Annotated in this window: 13 protein-coding genes; 4 read left to right on the top strand and 9 right to left on the bottom strand. The window is 72.7% G+C overall.

From position 1 onward, the window contains the following. Window positions 1-174: 174 nt before the first annotated feature. Window positions 175-1,146, top strand: coding sequence for a hypothetical protein (locus D7223_RS30030; RefSeq protein ID WP_120732661.1), 972 nt, complete (start codon window positions 175-177; stop codon window positions 1,144-1,146). Between the two features lie 162 nt (window positions 1,147-1,308). Here D7223_RS30030 and D7223_RS30025 read toward each other — a convergent pair whose 3' ends face one another. Both D7223_RS30025 and D7223_RS30020 read right to left on the bottom strand, forming a co-directional pair. Then, window positions 1,309-2,994, bottom strand: coding sequence for a S8 family serine peptidase (locus D7223_RS30025; RefSeq protein ID WP_120732746.1), 1,686 nt, complete (start codon window positions 2,992-2,994; stop codon window positions 1,309-1,311). A gap of 109 nt (window positions 2,995-3,103) precedes the next feature. After that, window positions 3,104-4,069: an EamA family transporter gene (locus D7223_RS30020; protein ID WP_120732659.1), complete on the bottom strand. Its 966-nt coding sequence runs from the start codon at window positions 4,067-4,069 to the stop codon at window positions 3,104-3,106. Between the two features lie 86 nt (window positions 4,070-4,155). On the opposite strand from D7223_RS30020, the gene D7223_RS30015 reads away from it, so the two are divergent. Next, entirely contained in the window at window positions 4,156-4,701 is a 546-nt protein-coding gene (locus D7223_RS30015; protein WP_120732658.1) for a CGNR zinc finger domain-containing protein, read from the top strand. A gap of 57 nt (window positions 4,702-4,758) precedes the next feature. Here D7223_RS30015 and D7223_RS30010 read toward each other — a convergent pair whose 3' ends face one another. Together D7223_RS30010 and D7223_RS30005 are read right to left on the bottom strand one after the other, a co-directional pair. Further along, a complete protein-coding gene (locus D7223_RS30010; RefSeq protein WP_120732655.1) occupies window positions 4,759-4,947 on the bottom strand; it encodes a DUF397 domain-containing protein in 189 nt (62 codons plus the stop codon). Next, the gene (locus D7223_RS30005; RefSeq protein ID WP_120732653.1) at window positions 4,938-5,750 is read right to left on the bottom strand and encodes a helix-turn-helix domain-containing protein; all 813 of its coding nucleotides are present in this window, start codon (window positions 5,748-5,750) and stop codon (window positions 4,938-4,940) included. Before D7223_RS30005 ends, D7223_RS30010 begins: the two co-directional genes overlap by 10 nt. Window positions 5,751-6,020: 270 nt before the next feature. Here D7223_RS30005 and D7223_RS30000 point away from each other — a divergent pair, with 270 nt between their 5' ends. Then, window positions 6,021-6,323 carry a hypothetical protein gene (locus D7223_RS30000; protein WP_120732651.1) on the top strand — a complete coding sequence of 101 codons (303 nt, stop codon included), beginning with the start codon at window positions 6,021-6,023 and terminating at the stop codon, window positions 6,321-6,323. Here D7223_RS30000 and D7223_RS29995 read toward each other — a convergent pair. From D7223_RS29995 to D7223_RS29975, 5 genes are all read right to left on the bottom strand, one after another. Beyond that, window positions 6,268-7,668, bottom strand: coding sequence for a class II fumarate hydratase (locus D7223_RS29995; RefSeq protein WP_120732649.1), 1,401 nt, complete (start codon window positions 7,666-7,668; stop codon window positions 6,268-6,270). The two genes, D7223_RS30000 and D7223_RS29995, sit on opposite strands and share 56 nt — an antisense overlap. A 44-nt stretch (window positions 7,669-7,712) precedes the next feature. After that, window positions 7,713-10,694: an AfsR/SARP family transcriptional regulator gene (locus tag D7223_RS29990; RefSeq protein ID WP_120732647.1), complete on the bottom strand. Its 2,982-nt coding sequence runs from the start codon at window positions 10,692-10,694 to the stop codon at window positions 7,713-7,715. Window positions 10,695-10,897: 203 nt separating this feature from the next. After that, entirely contained in the window at window positions 10,898-12,565 is a 1,668-nt protein-coding gene (locus D7223_RS29985; protein ID WP_120732645.1) for a fumarate hydratase, read from the bottom strand. Between the two features lie 105 nt (window positions 12,566-12,670). Continuing rightward, complete coding sequence (locus D7223_RS29980) at window positions 12,671-14,113, bottom strand: PQQ-binding-like beta-propeller repeat protein (protein ID WP_120732643.1); 1,443 nt, start codon at window positions 14,111-14,113, stop codon at window positions 12,671-12,673. A 104-nt stretch (window positions 14,114-14,217) separates the two neighbouring features. After that, window positions 14,218-15,486 (bottom strand): MFS transporter, encoded by a 1,269-nt coding sequence (locus D7223_RS29975; RefSeq protein ID WP_238162287.1) that lies wholly within the window; start codon window positions 15,484-15,486, stop codon window positions 14,218-14,220. 64 nt (window positions 15,487-15,550) lie between these two features. On the opposite strand from D7223_RS29975, the gene D7223_RS29970 reads away from it, so the two are divergent. Further along, a complete protein-coding gene (locus D7223_RS29970) occupies window positions 15,551-16,537 on the top strand; it encodes an ArsR/SmtB family transcription factor (protein WP_120732639.1) in 987 nt (328 codons plus the stop codon). Window positions 16,538-16,547: the final 10 nt, after the last annotated feature.

The following is a 16,547-nucleotide window of genomic DNA, read 5'->3' as shown; positions in this document are numbered from 1 at the left end:
AAGTCGGGGCATCCTCGTAGTCGGGACACCGCGACTTCACTGAAGACGAGTCGATCTTCCGAATACCACACTCGGGCGGCTCGCCGACGGTTGTCCACAGGGGGCTTCCGGGCGGGGGTGGGTGGTTGTCCACAGGGGTGTCGGGGTGGACGGCCGGCGACGCAGGCTGTCGCCATGCCCCCTCGACCGCACCGTCCCGCCGTACTGGCCCGGCAGGTCTTCCGCGGCTCGGACGTGATCGCCCGCAACCTGCTCACCGAGCACCAGTTGCGCAGTTCCGCGTGGGTGCGGCTGCGACACGACGTGTACGCCGACGCCCGCCTCGAACGGGACCACGGTCTCGCCTGCCGGGCCGCCGCGCTGCGCCTGCCGGCCGGCGTGTGGATCGCCGGTCCCTCGGCCGCCTACCTGCACGGCGTCGAGCACGCCGCGAGCTTCACCGACGACGTGCACGTGCTGGTTCCCGGCCACCGCCGAATCGGCGCGCAGCAGGGGATCCGGCTACACGTGACAGGTGCTCCCGGCACGCTCGCGACGCCCGCGACCGGGCACGCCGTGACAGGTGCTCCCGGCACGCTCGCGACGCCCGCGACCGGGCAGGCCGGAGCGCGGGCTCCGGCCTTGGCCCGGACCTCACCCGAGCGGGCGGCGTGGGAGACGGCGGCCTGGTTGGATCCCGTCCGGGCGATCGGCATCATCGACGCGCTCCTCGGTCGGGGCCTCACCACCCCCGCCGCGCTGATGGCGACGGCGGAGCAGCACCTGGGCCGGCCCGGGTCGAGGCGGGCCGCGTGGCTGTTCGGCCTGGCCGACGGCGGTGCGCAGTCGGCGCCCGAGTCGCACCTGCGGTTACGGCTGGTGCTGGCCGGGCTGCCCCGACCGGTCACCCAGCACCCGGTGCGGCTGCCGTGCGGCCGGGTGGTGCACCCCGACCTGGCGTGGCCGGAGCACCGGGTCGCGGTCGAGTACGACGGGCAGTGGCACGCCGAGGCCGACCGGCTGCACGTCGACCGGGCCCGCCTCAACGGCCTGGTTGCGGCCGGCTGGCTGGTGCTGCACGTGACCAGCCGCCGCCTGCACCGGGACTTCCCCGGAGTGCTTCGCGAGGTGCGGATCGCGCTGGCCGCCCGAGGCTGGCGCAGGTGAGGCCGCCTCTTGATCCGCTCGACATCCCTGATGTCGGGGTGTCCCGTCGCCGGGAAACCCCGACATCACGGAACCCGAGTGGACGCCGCCCCACCTCGTGATCGGGCGGGACGCCGAGGGCCCGGCCGACCGTGGTCGACCGGGCCCCGGAGGGTGCACCCGTTACGGGCGGGCGTTCGGCTTGAGGGGGGTCTTCACCGCCGCGTAGGCGTCGACGATCCCGTAGCCGTAGAAGCCGTTGAAGTTGAGCCCACCGGCGCAGTACGCGTCGTAGGTCTCGTCCCGGCCCTCGTTGCGGTACTGCTGGAGCCGCGGCTCCGGGCAGGCGTGCTCGGCGGCGGTGCGGTAGAGGTGCTGCTCCACCACGTCCGGGCTCAGGCCGAAGCCGCCCCGGCGCTCCACCTTGCCGAACCGGCTGACGATCAGTGCGGCCACACCGGCGGCGTGCGGCGCCGCCATCGAGGTGCCCTGGAGGTACGTGTAGTACCCACACTCACCGTTGGCCTTGCACTCCTTGAACACCGACTCCTCGAAGCCCTCGACGATGTTGCCGTCCGGGTCGACCGAGCCCTCCTCCTGCAGCACCTTCTTCGGGTACGTGGAGAGGATCATGTTGGCGTCGGTGCGGAAGGTGTCGGTGCCGAAACCGTCCCGGAACCAGCCACCCGGGGCGGCGACGGAGATCTGCTCGGTGCCGTAGTTCGAGAAGTCCGACTTCTTGCCGGACGGCCCGACCGAGGAGACGCCGATGACGTGCGGGCCCTCGGCGGGGAGGTCCCAGCAGCTCTCGTTGTCGATCGGCCGCGGGTACGGGTCGGCGCCGTAGTCCGGGCTCGACTCGTCGACCCGCGGGTTGCCCAGGTCCTCGTTGTTGTTGCCGAGCGCACCGACCAGGGTGACGCCCTTGTTGTGCGCGAAGGTCAGCGCCCGCTTCATCGCCTTGATGATGGCGCGCTGCTCGGCCTGGTCCTCGGGGGAGTCGGCCGGGTTGGCGGTGCAGTTGTAGAGCCACGGGTCGACGTAGAACGACATGTTGACCACGTCGAGCCCGGAGCGGCCGGCGTGCAGCAGCGAGTTGACCACCGGCTCCAGGAAGAAGTAGCCGGAGTCCTGGCCGCCCTTGAGTTCCACCAGGGAGACCTTCGGGGCGACACCGGAGAGGCCGAAACCGTTCGCCGCCGCACCGATCGTGCCGCCGACGTGCGTACCGTGACCGCCGTCGTCGGTACCGACCGCGTCCACGCAGCTCGGCACCTCGCACTCACCGTCGATGTCGACGATGTCCGGCGCGAAGTTGCGCGACAGCGTCCAGTCGAAGTTGGGCGCGATGTCCGGGTGGCTGGCGTCCAGACCGGTGTCCAGCACGCCGACGGTGACCCGCCGGTCACCCGGCTCGATCTTGCGCGCCTTGTCGGCCCGGATCATGTCCAGACCCCACAGCTTGTCGTCCAGCGGGTCCAACTTCTTGGCCCGCTTGGCGGCCGTGCCCTTCTGCGCGACGGCGGCCAGCAGGTTCTCCTGCTCGACCCGGTCGAGCTTCGGCTTGCGGCCGATCGCCTTCTGCTCGGCGGCGCCGACCAGGGTCTTGGACGCGGTCGCCTTCGCCGCGAAGTCGGCCCGGTCGCTGGTCACCTGGAACATGCCGACCTCGTCGGACCGGGATACCACGGTCCCGCCGGCCGCCTTGATCGCGGCGATGGCGGCGTCGACGGTGGTGCCGTCCTCGGCCACCACGGTGAACGTCCGGGAGTCGGACGGGGCGGCGGCAGCCGGCACGCTCAGCCCGGTGACCGTCAGTGCCAGCACCGTCGCGGTAGCGACGGCGCCAGCGGTGAAGCGCTTGCTCACCACATGAAATCCTCTCGTTGAGGGACGTGCAACGCCATCAGAACAGGCCGATGTGGTTTACGCCAGACAGCTATCCGTTTCCATCCGTTAATTCGGCTTGCTCCCGGAGTCACCGATCACTGACCAGGGCGGGTTCGACCGCCGGGTCCGGGGTCGGCTCGGGTTCGCGTAGCTCGTCGAGGCGGACCAGCGCGGCCCCGGCGACGATCAGCGCACCGCCCAGGAGTTGCTTCACGGTCAGCAGCTCGTCCAGCACCAGCCAGGCGATCAGCACCGCGAACAGCACCTCGGTCAGGCCGACGAAGGACGCCAGCCGGGCGCCGAGGATGCGGGCCGCCGCGATCCCGGCGAGGTACGCGACCACGGCGGCGATGAGCACCAGACCCGCGACCGGCACCCACCACGAGGTGGTCTGCCCGGCGAACTCGACGTCACCGAAGGTCGCCCGCAGCGGCAGCAGGCCCACCAGACCGAGCAGCAGCAGGAGGACCGCTCCCACACCCATGCCGCCGGCGGCCAGCACCACCGACGGGAGCCGGGGGTCGACCCGCCCGGCGAGGACGTAGTAGCCGGCCAGCCCGAACGCCGCGCCGAGTCCCCACAGCACGCCGATCGGGTCGAGGCGTTCCGCGCCGGCCAGGTCGAGCACGAGCACCAGTCCGGCCAGGGCGGCCACCGAGCCGACCACGGTGAGGCGGCGGGGACGCTGGCCGTGCACCAGCCACATCCAGCCGACCACCACGACGATCCCCAGGTATTCCAGCAGCAACGCGAGCCCGACCGGCAGGTAGCGCACCGCGTTGAAGAAGCACACCTGCGCCAGTGCGACGCCGAGCAGCCCGAAGACGCCGACCATGGTGAGGTTGTCCCGCAGCACCGACCACCGGCCGCGCAGGGCCAGCAGCGCCGGCACCGCCACCACCAGGGCGGCGAGGCCGACCCGCGCGATCACCAGCGCCTCGGCCGACCAGCCGGCGTCGATCAGCGAGCGGGCGAACGTGCCGGAGGTGCCGAAGGTCAGCGCGGAGAGCGCGGCCAGGGCGAGGCCGGCACCGCCGAGCGAGGGTTGGCGCATCGGTCTCTCCTTGGCGAAACGAGGGTGTCATGGCCAAACTAGAGTTACGCCGATGACGCTACGGGCGTGCGATGACAGGAGTCAAGATGCTTTTCGCCCATGACACCGACTGCTCGCTGACCGCCGCCGCCGCGCTCGTCAACACCGACGGCCGGGACGGCGAGGGGCTGCCCGACGTGGCCGCGCTGGACGAGTTCTTCACCGCGCACTCGTACACCGGTCGGCACGAGCACACCGAGACCGAGTTGGCGGCGGTCCGCCGGCTGCGTCCGCGGCTGCGCCGGGTCTGGCACGCCGACACCGACGAGATCGTCGCCATCGTCAACGGGCTGCTGCGCGAGCACCGGGCCCTGCCGCAGCTCATCGCCCACGACGACGAGCCGTACCACTTCCACGCCGTACCGCGCGACGCCCCACTGGCCACCCGGATCGCGGTCGAGGCCGCGATGGCGCTGGCCGACCTGGTCCGGATGGGCGAGCTGTCCCGGCTGCGCGTCTGCGAGCACCCCGACTGCGACGACGTGCTGGTCGACCTCTCGAAGAACCGGTCCCGCCGCTTCTGCGACGCCAACTGCGGCAACCGCGCCGCGGTCAGCGCCTACCGCGCCCGCAAGGCCGCCGCCCGAGGGTGAGATCCACTCGCCGTCGCCGACATCGGATCAAGTGGATCACCGCCGCGGGCGGGCCAGTCACGGCCGGCCCGGCACCGCGGCCACGAAGACCCGCCAGGAGTACGCGTCAAAAGCCAACGCCGGCCCCGCCGGATCCTTGCTGTCCCGCACCCCGACCACCCCGGAAAGGTTCGTCGCCACCTCGACGCACTGGTCGTTGGAGCCACTTCGACGACTCTTGCGCCACTGAGCGCCGGTCAGCTCCATGATTCCGCCAGCTCCCTCAACCGCTCGATCGACTCCTGCGGGGGCAACGCCACGGCGAGAGTAGCCTCCCAGGTCCGTTGCAGTCGCACGAGATCAGCCGACCGGTCCAGTTCCTGCCCTCCGACCTGACCGCCGAGGAAGGCGAGTTCCGCCCCGCCGGCCATGCTGGCGAGGATGAACGGACCGTTCAGACCCGGATATTCCTCCGCCGATAACGGCACGACCTGGATCCGGACGTGCGGGTGCTCGATGGCGAGACGAGCGAGATGAGAGACCTGATCGCACATGACTTTCCGACCGCCCACAGCCCGCCGGAGCACCGACTCGTCCATCACCCCCACCAGCTTGGGTGGACGCTCGGCAAGAAGCACGGCTTGACTGTCCAGCCGTTCAGCGAGCCGCCGCTCGACTTCCTCGGGGTCGAGCAGGGGATCGGACTCGAAGACCGCGCGCGCATACGCCTCGGTCTGCACCAGACCTGGAACGTGCAGCGGGTCGAACCAGCGTAGTGCCCACGAGTCCGCCAGGATGGCCCGCCAGCCGCGCTGCCAGGGTTGGGTGCGGTCGAGGCTTACCAGGTCGGTGAGCATGCGGGTGAAGAGGCCACCGGTGTCCAGGGCCCCGTCGACCAGTTCCACGTACTTGCCGGTGGGCGGCTGCTGGCCGACCTCCACCGCGCTGACCATCGACGGCGAGTAGTTGACGGCCTTGGCCAGATCCTCCTGACTCCACCCCCGCCGGACCCGTGCGCGGCGCAGTTCCGCCACCAGGAACGCCGCCGCGGTCATCTGCCCACCCGCCATCGCCAACCGCCCTCCACCGTCGTACCCGACCCGCTCCAGCCGGCCGCCACCGCCGCACCGTCCGGTCGCAGCACCACCCCGGAACCGACCCTCGACACTTCCGACCGTAGTGGGCCGAGCAGCAGAGTGTGAAGGGCGGCGCGTCGGCTCGTCCCCCGGTCCGGTACGCCGCACGGGACCGCCCGGCATCCCCGGGTCGGGCGGTCCCACCGCCGCGCGGTGACCGCGTCGGGGTGAGAGCGCCGACGGATCAGCTCGAAAGGACCCGCCATGCCCGTGCCCGCCGCCCACACCGCGCTGCGCCCGCTCTGGCTGTGCCGGGCCTGCGCCGCCCCCTGGCCGTGCGCGACCGCGCGCCTCACCCTCTGCCGGGAGTACGCACACGACCCGGTCGCGCTGCGGGTCTACCTCTGCACGCTGCTGTACGACGCGGCGGCCGACCTGTACCGGCTCAATCCGTACGACGGGCCGGACCCGAAGGACCTGTTCAACCGGTTCCTCGGCTGGGTGGCCCGGCTCAGGGATGGGTCATCCGGAGCAGGTCCAGGGCCTCCGCCAACTGCTCCTCGGTGAGCTTCCCGGAGTCGACGTGACCGCGCGCGAGCACCACCTCCCTGATGGAGATCTGCTTGGCGAGGGCCTCCTTGGCGATCGAGGCCGCCTCGTCGTACCCCAGGTGGCGGTTGAGCGGGGTGACGATCGACGGCGAGCCTTCCGCGTACGCCAGGCAGACCTCCGCGTCCGCGACCAGGCCGACCACCAGGCGGTCCGCGAAGAGCCGGCTCGACGCGGACAGCAGCCGGATCGACTCCAGCAGGTTGCGGCCCATCACCGGGAGCATCACGTTCAGCTCGAAGTCACCCTGGGAACCGGCGAACGCCACGGTCGCGTCGTTGCCGATCACCTGGGCGCAGACCTGCCGCATCGCCTCGGCGACCACCGGGTTCACCTTGCCCGGCATGATCGAGGAGCCGGGCTGGAGGTCGGGGATGCGCAGCTCGCGCAGGCCGGCGCGGGGGCCGGACCCCATCCAGCGGATGTCGTTGGCGATCTTGTATAGCCCGACCGCGATCGTCCGGAGCTGGCCGGAGACCTCCACCAGCGCGTCCCGCGCGCCCTGCGCCTCGAAGTGGTTGCGGGCCTCGGTCACCGGCAGCCCGGTGGACGCCCGCAACTTCTCGATCACCCGGGCGGCGAAGCCCAGCGGGGTGTTGATGCCGGTGCCCACGGCGGTACCGCCCAGCGGCAGCTCGGCGAGCCGGGGCAACGCCGACTCCAGCCGCTCGATGCCGTAGCGGACCTGCGTCGCGTAGCCGCCGAACTCCTGCCCGAGGGTCACCGGTGTGGCGTCCATCAGGTGCGTACGCCCCGCCTTGACGACCGTCTCGAACTCGGCCGCCTTGCCCTCCAGCGCCTCCGCGAGGTGGGCCAGCGCCGGCAGCAGGTCACCGGCCACCGCCTCGGTCGCCGCCAGGTGGATCGACGAGGGAAAGACGTCGTTGCTGGACTGCGAGGCGTTCACGTGGTCGTTCGGGTGCACGTCCCGGCCCAGCTCGCGGGTGGCCAGGGTGGCGATGACCTCGTTGGTGTTCATGTTGGACGACGTGCCCGATCCGGTCTGGAAGACGTCCACCGGGAACTGGTCGTCGTACCCACCGTCGGCCACGTGCGCGGCGGCGGCGGCGATGGCGGCGGCGACGTTCGCGTCGATCACGCCCAGGTCGCCGTTGACCTCGGCCGCCGCCCCCTTGATCTGGGCCAGGGCCCGGATCTGGGCGGGCTCGATGCCCCGGCCGGAGATCGGGAAGTTCTGCACCGCGCGTTGCGTCTGCGCCCGCCACAGGGCTTCGGCGGGCACCTCCACCTCGCCCATCGAGTCGCGTTCGATCCGGTACCCGGTTGCCTCTGGAGTCGTCACGCGTTCCATCCTGCCGCGCCCGGCCGGGACGTGCAGATGATCGCTCAGTCCAGGTCGGCGAGCAGCCGCTCCACCTCGTCCGCCTCGGGCGCCGGCAACTGGCGGAACAGCGCCAACGCCCGGGACCAGTGCCCCCGGGCGGCGGCCGGGTCGCTGTCCCGGAGGCAACGGGCGATCCCGTCGTGCGCGCGCGCCTGCTCGCCCCGGAAGTTGAGCCGCACCGCGTCCGCCAGCGCACGATGGTGCAGGTCGCAGGCGCTGGTCGGGTCCCCCGCCACGCGCAGTGCCCGCGCCAGCAGGTTCCGGGACACGCACTGGCCCTGCCGGTCCCCCACCTCGGTCATGGTGATCAGGGCTTCCCGGTGCAGGTCCACGGCCGCCTGCGGGTGGCCCGTCGACAGCTCGATCGCACCCAGTTCGTTGAGCAGCTCGCCCACGCCGTACCGGTTGCCGAGCCGGCGCTTGAGCGTCAACGCCACGGTCAGCCGACGCCGAGCGGGCCCGTGCTCACCGAGGCGCGCCCGAGCCATGCCGATGTGGCCCATCGCGATGACGACGTAGGACAGCTCGCCGAGGGCGCGTCCCATCGCGAGCTGCCGGCGGGACAGCGCGAGGGCCTCGGCGGGCCGACCCGCCATCAGCAGGATCGCCGACTGGTTCGTGTAGAGCGCCACGATGCCGTGGTCGTGGCGCTCCCTGCGCAGCAGCACCAGCGCCTTCTCCAGGGACGCGAGCGAGGCGCGGATGTCACCGGAGGTTGCCAGGACGATGGCCATGTTCTTGTGGGAACCCGCCTGGGCGAGCCGGTCGCCGAGCCGTTCCCGCAGGCGGAGAGCGACATCCATCGAGGCCAGCGCCTCCCGGTGCCGGCCCAGCCGGTAGTAGCCGGAGGCCAGGTAGTTGTGCATCGTGGCGATCGCGGCGTCGTCGCCGAGTCGTTCCGCCGCCCGCAGCCCGGTCCGGTGGACGGTCACCAGATCGTCGATCTGGCCACTCGCCAACCAGTAGCTCCAGCCGGCTCGGACGAGCTGCCAGCACTCCGCGAGACGCCCCTCCCGCTCGGCCAGCCCGACCAGCCCGGTCAGGGTCGCCCGTCTCTCGTCCAGCCAGTCGACGCCGTGCGCGACGATCGCTTCGACCACGTCCGGCCGGTCCACCGGAGGCGGTTCGAAGGAGGCGCGGGACGCCGACCGGTCCACCAGGCTCCCGATTCGCCCGACGACGTGGAGGTAGGTGTTGAGCATCCGGTCCAGCGCCGCGTCCCGGTCGGCGGCCACGGCGGGCTCGGCCAGAAGGTACCGGGCGTAGTCGCGCACCAGATCGTGGAAACGGTAACGGCCCGGGTCCGGCTCCTCGACGAGATGGGCGTCGACCAGCTCGTCGAGGAGGTCCTGCGCGAAGGTCAGTGGCAGATCGGCCAGTGCGGCGGCCACCCGGTTGTCGATCCGCTGGCCCGGGTGCAGGCCGAGGAGCCGGAACATCCGCTGCGCACCCGCGCTCAGCTGCGCGTAGGACAGCGCGAAGGCGTGGCCGACCGAACGCTCGCCGGCCGCCAGCTCGGCCAGCGGGTCCCCGCCGACGCTGAGGCGTTCCGCCAGGTCCGCGATCCGCCACCGCGAGCGGTGCGCCAGCCGGGCACCCGCCAACCGGATCGCCAGGGGCAGGTACCCGCACCGCCGTACCACCTCGGCCGCCCCCGCCGGCTCCGCGGCGACCCGCTCCCGGCCGGCGACCCTGGCCAGCAGCTCGACCGCCTCGTCCGGGTCGAGCACCGGCAGCGACGACGGCCGACCCTCGTCCAGGCCGATCAGGCGCCGTCGGCTGGTGATCAGGGTGAGGCAGCGCCGCCCGCTGGGCAGCAGCGGCACGACCTGGTCGGCGGTGGCGGCGTTGTCGAGCACCACGATGGCGTGCCGGTCGGCCAGTTCGCTGCGCCAGAGGATGGTCCGCTCGTCGACGTCCGGCGGGATGCGGTCGCTCGGCACCCCGAGCTGTCGCAGCAGCACGGCCAGGGCCGCCGCCGGTGACAGGGGTTCCCGGTCACTGTGTCCGTGCAGGTCGATGATGAGCTGCGCGTCCGGGTAACGGTCGGCGAGCCGGGCGGCGAGGTGCACCGCCAGAGTGGTCTTGCCGCTGCCCGGCATCCCGTCGATCAGTTGGATCCGGGCGTCGTCCTCCTCGATCTCCTTGAGCAGCCGGGCGACGGTGTCCTGCCGGCCGGTGAAGTCGCTGATCGCCCGGGGCAGACCCCGGACCGGGGCCGCCGTGGCCCGCGGCGCTCCCGCCATCGCCAGGTCACCGGCGAGTACGCGCTGGTGCAGCTCCTGCAACGCCGCGCCGGGCTCGATGCCCAGCTCCTCGGCGTAGAGCCGCCGACCCTCCCGGTAGACGGTGAGCGCCGCGGCCTGCCGGCCCACCGTGGTGAGCGCGAGCATCAGCTGCGCCCGCAGCCGCTCCCGCAGCGGATGCCGCTCCACGCTCTCGTGCAGCTCGTCGAGCAGGTCCGCCGCGTGGCCGAGACGAAGCTCGACGTCCACGTACTCCTCCAGCGCGGTGAGGCGCTGCTCGTCGAGGGTCTGCGCGCGGCGGCGCACCGTGTCGCTGGTGATGCCGGACAGCGCCGGGCCGCGCCACAGCTCCAGTGCCGCCCGGTAGCGCCCTCGGGCGTGATCCGGGCGGCCGGCGGCGAGGGCCGCACGGGCGTCGTCGACGTGCCGGCGGAAGACCATCGCGTCCAGGTCGTCGTCGTCGACCCTGATCCCGTAGCCGCCGGGGTCGGTGACGATCATGTCGGCCGACAGCCCGAGTGTGGTGAGGCGTTGCCGCAGCCGGGAGACGCAGATCTGGAGCTGCGTACGCGCGGTGACCGGTGGTCGTTCCGCCCAGATCGCGTCCACGAGTTCGTCGGCGGGGACGATCCGGCCGTGGCGTAGCAGCAACATGGCCAGCACCGTCCGGTCGCGACCCGCGGTGACGGTGGCCTCGCCGCCGCCGACCCGCAAGGGCCCCAGGATCCCGAACCGCATCTGCTCCCCCGCCGGCTGTGGTCCCACTACCAGCAGAGTAGTCCGGCCGTGACACGCCGCCCATGGGCGGTGATAGCGATCCGATAGCGGATCGACAGCAGTGGGCCGCAGACTCTTGCCGGGTTGTCGGCGACGACATCCGACGGGGGCGGTGCGCCCGTCCGGCACCGATCCGGGCGGGCGCACCGATGTCGATCAGTTCCTCAGCGGCGGCCGAGGGTGAGGACCGGCTTGGTCACCTCGGCGAAGAAGTCGTTGCCCTTGTCGTCGACCACGATGAAGGCCGGGAAGTCCTCCACCTCGATCTTCCAGACCGCCTCCATGCCCAGCTCGGCGTACTCCAGCACTTCGACGTGCTTGATGCAGTCCTGGGCGAGCCGGGCGGCCGGGCCACCGATCGAGCCGAGGTAGAAGCCACCGTGCTGCCCGCAGGAGCGGGTCACCTGGGCAGAGCGGTTCCCCTTGGCCAGCATCACCATCGAACCGCCGGCGGCCTGGAACTTCTCCACGTACGCGTCCATCCGGCCGGCGGTGGTCGGGCCGAACGAGCCGGAGGCGTAGCCCTCCGGGGTCTTGGCCGGGCCGGCGTAATAGACGGCGTGGTCGCGCAGGTACTGCGGCATCGGCTCGCCCGCGTCGAGCCGCTCGGCGATCTTCGCGTGCGCGATGTCCCGCGCCACCACCAGCGGACCGCTGAGCGACAGCCGGGTCTTCACCGGGTACTTCGACAGCTCGGCGCGGATCTCGTCCATCGGGCGGTTGAGGTCCACGTGGACGACCGTCTCGGCGTCCAGCGTCTCGTCGGTGACGTCGGGCAGGTAGCGGGCCGGGTCGGTCTCCAGTCGCTCCAGCCAGACACCCGACGGGGTGATCTTGGCAACCGCCTGCCGGTCCGCCGAGCAGGACACCGCGATGGCCACCGGGCAGGACGCGCCGTGCCGGGGCAGCCGGACCACCCGGACGTCGTGGCAGAAGTACCGGCCGCCGAACTGCGCGCCGATGCCGAAGTTGCGGGTCAGCTCCAGCACCTCCGCCTCCAGCTCCAGGTCGCGGAAGCCGTGTGCGCTCAGCGAACCCGCGGTGGGCAGCGCGTCGAGGTACTTGGCGCTGGCGTACTTGGCGGTCTTCAGGGCGTACTCGGCGGAGGTGCCGCCGATGACGATCGCCAGGTGGTACGGCGGGCAGGCGGCGGTGCCGATGAGCCGCAGCTTCTCCTCCAGGAACTGCATCATCCGCGTCGGGTTCAGCAGCGCCTTGGTCTCCTGGTAGAGGTAGGACTTGTTGGCCGAGCCGCCGCCCTTGGCCATGAACAGGAACTTGTACGCGTCGGGGTGCCCGTCCGGGTCCTCGGCGTAGAGCTCCACCTGGGCGGGCAGGTTGCTGCCGGTGTTCCGCTCGTCCCACATGGTCAGCGGGGCGAGCTGCGAGTACCGCAGGTTGAGCTTCGTGTACGCCTGGTAGACGCCCCGGGAGATCGCCTCGGCGTCGCCACCGTCGGTGAGCACGTGCCGGCCGCGCTTGCCCATCACGATCGCGGTGCCGGTGTCCTGGCACATCGGCAGCACCCCGCCGGCCGCGATGTTGGCGTTGCGCAGCAGGTCGAGGGCGACGAAGCGGTCGTTCGGCGAGGCCGCCGGGTCGTCGATGATCGACCTCAGCTGGGCCAGGTGCGCCGGGCGCAGGAAGTGGGCGATGTCGTGCATCGCCTCGGCGGTCAGCGCGGTGAGCGCGGCCGGCTCCACGGTGAGGAAACGACGGCCCCCGGGGCCGTTGACGACGTCGACGCCCTCGTCGGTGACCAGGCGGTACTCCGTCTGGTCCGGACCGGTCGGCAGCAAGGGAGCATACGAGAACGCGGCGGCACTGCTCATGAGCGGAAAGCCTAGGGCAGGACCGTCGATCAGTCCCACCCGCCGGGTACGTCCTGGGACGCCGCTCTCACCCGTTCGGGTCAGCCGTCCTCACCCGGGGGCGGGTCAGCCGTCCTTACCCGGGTCGGGGTCCGGGCAGGCCTCCCGCTTGGGACCGCAGCTGTCCTCGGGCACCGGGACGTCGCCGGTGCCGGCCGGGCCGGGTGCCGGGTTGTCGCCGGATCCGGGCGGCGCGCCGGCCGCCCCGCCGAACCGTACGTAGCCGATCTCCCGGCCCTCCCCGATGATCATGCCGTTCGGGCCGACCGCGAGGGCGTTCGCCGAGGTACGCAGGACAGCCAGTTCGGCACCGGTACGCGGGTGCAGCGCGATCACCCGGGACGGTTTCTCGTCGACGATCAACGCCGCGTACGGGGTGAGCGCCGCGCTCGCCTTCGGACCGGCCGGGCGGCTCCACCGGATCCGCCCCCCGCCCAGATCCCGCCCGCTGACCGAACCCTTGTCGGCGGCCCGGACCAGGGCGTACCGGTCGTCGACGGCGAGCACCCGCTCCTCGTTCGCGCCGATCAGGAGCAGCCGGCCGTCGTACCCGTCGAGGACCGCCTCGCGGCCGTCCGGGGCCACCCCGAGCAGCACGTTGCGGGCACCCTGCGGGTCCTGGCGTTGCGCGCAACCCGCGCCGTCGGCGGTCCGCAGGTTGAGGCCGGGACGCTGCCACGTCTCCCGCCCGCTGGCCGGGTCCCGGGCCGAGATGTTGAAGTAGCACGTCCCGTCCTGGGAGCGGGCGCTGATCCGCAGCAGTCGCCCGCCGACCACGGACAGCCGCTCCTCGCGGCCCGGCTCGACGTCGGCGAGCACCCGCCCGGTCGCGGTGTCCAGCACGTGCACGCGACCGTCGATCGGGAAGCCGAGCAGGCCGGGCGCCGGTTCCGGGCCGGCCACCTCCTCGTCGACCCGCAACGCGTCGAGGCGGCGGGTGTCCAGCAGGCCCGGGTTGTCGCCGAGCAGCCCACTGCGGACGCCGGGGACGAACGCGGTCCACAACGGAGCGGTGCCGCGCGGATCCCAGGCGCTGATCGTGCAGTCGGTGGGTTGCACGCAGCGCGCGTCCAGCAGCAGGTTGCGGTACGTCCACACGGCCACCGCGTCACCGTTGCGCCGCCGGGTGACCCCGGTGGTGGGGTCGAGCACCTCGTACCCCTTGACCAGGAGCTTGCCCACGACGACGACGGCGTCCCGGTCGGCGCCGGCGACCGCCGACCAGTCGGCCTTGCGCTCCCACAGCTTGCCGCCGGTGGCCAGACCGCGGGCCTCGACCCGGGTCCGCTGCTCGACCACGACGGTGTCCCCGGCGATGGTCACGCTGCGCGGGGTGCCACCGACGCGTTGCTGCCAGACCACGTCCGGCTCGGAGATGGGCTGGCTGCGGTTGGCCCAGTCCCACAGATTGGGGAACGGGTTCCAGACCCCGGTGGCGGCGAGCACCACCACGGTGATCAGCCCGAGCAGCAGCCAGCCACGTACGCCGAGGCCGCTCCCCTTCGCCACCGGCCCACGGTAGCCACCCGCGGCCGACTACGCCCCCGCCCACCCCGCGTGTCGCGTAAGGAAGGGCCCCTTTTTAACGTCTGGTGTAGAGGAAGGGCCCCTTTTTAACGCATCGGCGCGGCGGGCGGCGCGGCGGCGGGCGGCGCGGCGGCGGGGGACAGCACCCGCCACAGGGCGAGTGTGCAGACCAGCGAGGCCGCCCCGGCCAGCGCCATCACCACGCCCGGCGCGATCACCTCGCTCAGCGCGCCGGCACCCGCCGCGGCCAACCCCTGCACCGCCATCAGACCGGTGCTGAGCAGGCCGAACGCCTGCCCGCGTCGGGCCTCGGGGACCGCGTCGAGGAACCGCCGGGCCAGCCCGAGCTGGTAGGCGAAGCCCGCGGTGGACACCGCGAACAGGGCCGCCGCCGGCCACAGCGCCGGTCGGGCCACGAAGACCAGCATCGGTACGCCGAGCAGCAGCGCCAGCCACGGCGTCCACCGCTCCCGGCGGCGCGGCGCGACGAACCGCCCGACCAGCAGGTCACCGACGAGCATCCCGAGGGCGCCGGCCATCAGCAGCACCCCGGCGCTCGCGCCCGGTCCCAACCCGGCGGCGTACGGGACGGCGACCCCCTCGGCACCGACCAGCAGCGAACCGGGCAACCACTGGGCCAGCAGGAGTCCCCGGATCCGCCGATCGCCGAGGAGCGCCCGGTTGACCCGCCACGTTTCCCGGACCGCGCCCCGGCCGCCGGTCGTCCCCCCGGCGCGGGCCCGGGCCGGACGGACGGGCAGCCCGAGCCGCACCAGCAGCGCGGAGAGGGCGCAGGTGGCGGCGGTGAGCCAGAGCGCGCCGTACGGGCCGACCAGCCCGAGCAGCAGTCCACCGACCGCGAACCCGGCGACCTGGGTGCCGCCGGAGGCCATGGTGAGCAGCGAGCGCCCCAGCACGTACGCGTCGCCGTGCAGGATCTCCGGCAGCAACGCGGCGCGGGCGGCGCTGCTCACCGGGCCGAACAGGCCGACGACGGCGACCAGCCCGAGCATGGCCCCGGGGGCGAGCAGGCCACTGGCGAGGACCGCCACCATGGCCAGTCGCAGCAGGTCGTACCCGACGATCAACGCCCGGGGCGGCCACCGGTCGGCGAGCGCCAGGAGGAACACGCCGCCGAGGGCGTGCGGCAGAAACCCGGTGACGTACGCCAGGGCCGCCAGCAGCCCCGAGCCGGTCCGCTCGTAGACCAGCACCGACAGGGCGAGCATCTTGACCGTCTCGCCGATGAGGAAGATGCCGAAGCTCGCGAAGAGGGCGCGGAACTCGGCGACCGCGAACACGTCCCGGAAGGTGGCGGTGCGTTCGGCGGAACCGGCGGCGCTGGTCGTGGTCACCGGGCCAGCCTGCCGGCCGCCGGCCGACCGCCCTATCCTTTCGCTGTCGGACGAAAGGTGCAGCGTGCGGATCGAGGTGACCCCGGCCGACATCGCGGCCAGCCGGTACGCGGTGTCCCCGCTGGGCGAGGCGGTGTCGGCGCTGCGCCTGTGCGCCGGTCAGGTCTCCGCCCCCGCCCTGGCGCCCTGGGTGGCCCGGGCCCGGCCGGCGTACGAGCGACTGCGCCGGGAGAGGCCGGCGGTCGGCGCGTTCCTGGCCCTCTGGCGCCGGGGCGGCTACAACGCCGACTTCATCCAGCCCCCGCCGGCCGGCACCGGACGCACCTTCGCCGACGAGCTGGCCGTGGTGCGGGCCACCCCACTCGCCCAGGCGCGCGACGAACTGCGCGACAACCTCGCCGGTCACCGCACGCCGCCGACGTACGCCCGCCGGATCTTCGATTCGCCGCAGGTGGTGGACCTGCTGGCCGACGCGATCGAGGCGGCCTGGACGACGCTGGTCGAACCGGAGTGGCCCCGGCTACGGGCGATCCTGGAGCGGGACCTGCTGCACCGGGCCGGCCGGCTGCTGGCGTACGGCTGGGGGGCCGCCGTCGCGGACCTGGACCCCCGCCTGCGGTGGGTCGCGGACGGCGACCTGGGTGCCATCGAGGTGGCCGACGCCGACCGGCGCACCTGTTCCCTGGCCGGTCAGGGGCTGCTCTTCATCCCGACCGTCTTCGGCTCAATGATCAACTATGTGGATCCGCCGTGGCCGTTCGCGATCGTCTACCGGGCCTCCGGCGTGGCAGAGCTGCTCGGGCCACCGGACCCGGCCCGGCCGGACGACGCCCTGGACCGGTTGCTCGGCCGGGGCCGGGCCGCGGTCCTGCGGGCCCTCGCCGTACCGGCGACCACCAGCCAGCTCGTCGCGCAGCTCGGCCTGAGCCTGGGCGGGGTCGGCGACCACCTCGCCGTGCTGCGCGCCGCCGGCCTGGTCGCCGGCATCCGCGCCGGCCGGACCGTCCGCTATCGGCGCACCCCGCTCGGCGACGCGCTCGCCGGACGCTGAGGTGTTAGGA

The sequence above is a fragment of the Micromonospora endolithica genome, from assembly GCF_003626595.1.
Taxonomy (GTDB): Bacteria; Actinomycetota; Actinomycetes; order Mycobacteriales; family Micromonosporaceae; genus Micromonospora; species Micromonospora endolithica.
Note: the sequence above shows the minus strand (reverse complement) of the source record. Positions and strands in the feature narration are given on the sequence as shown.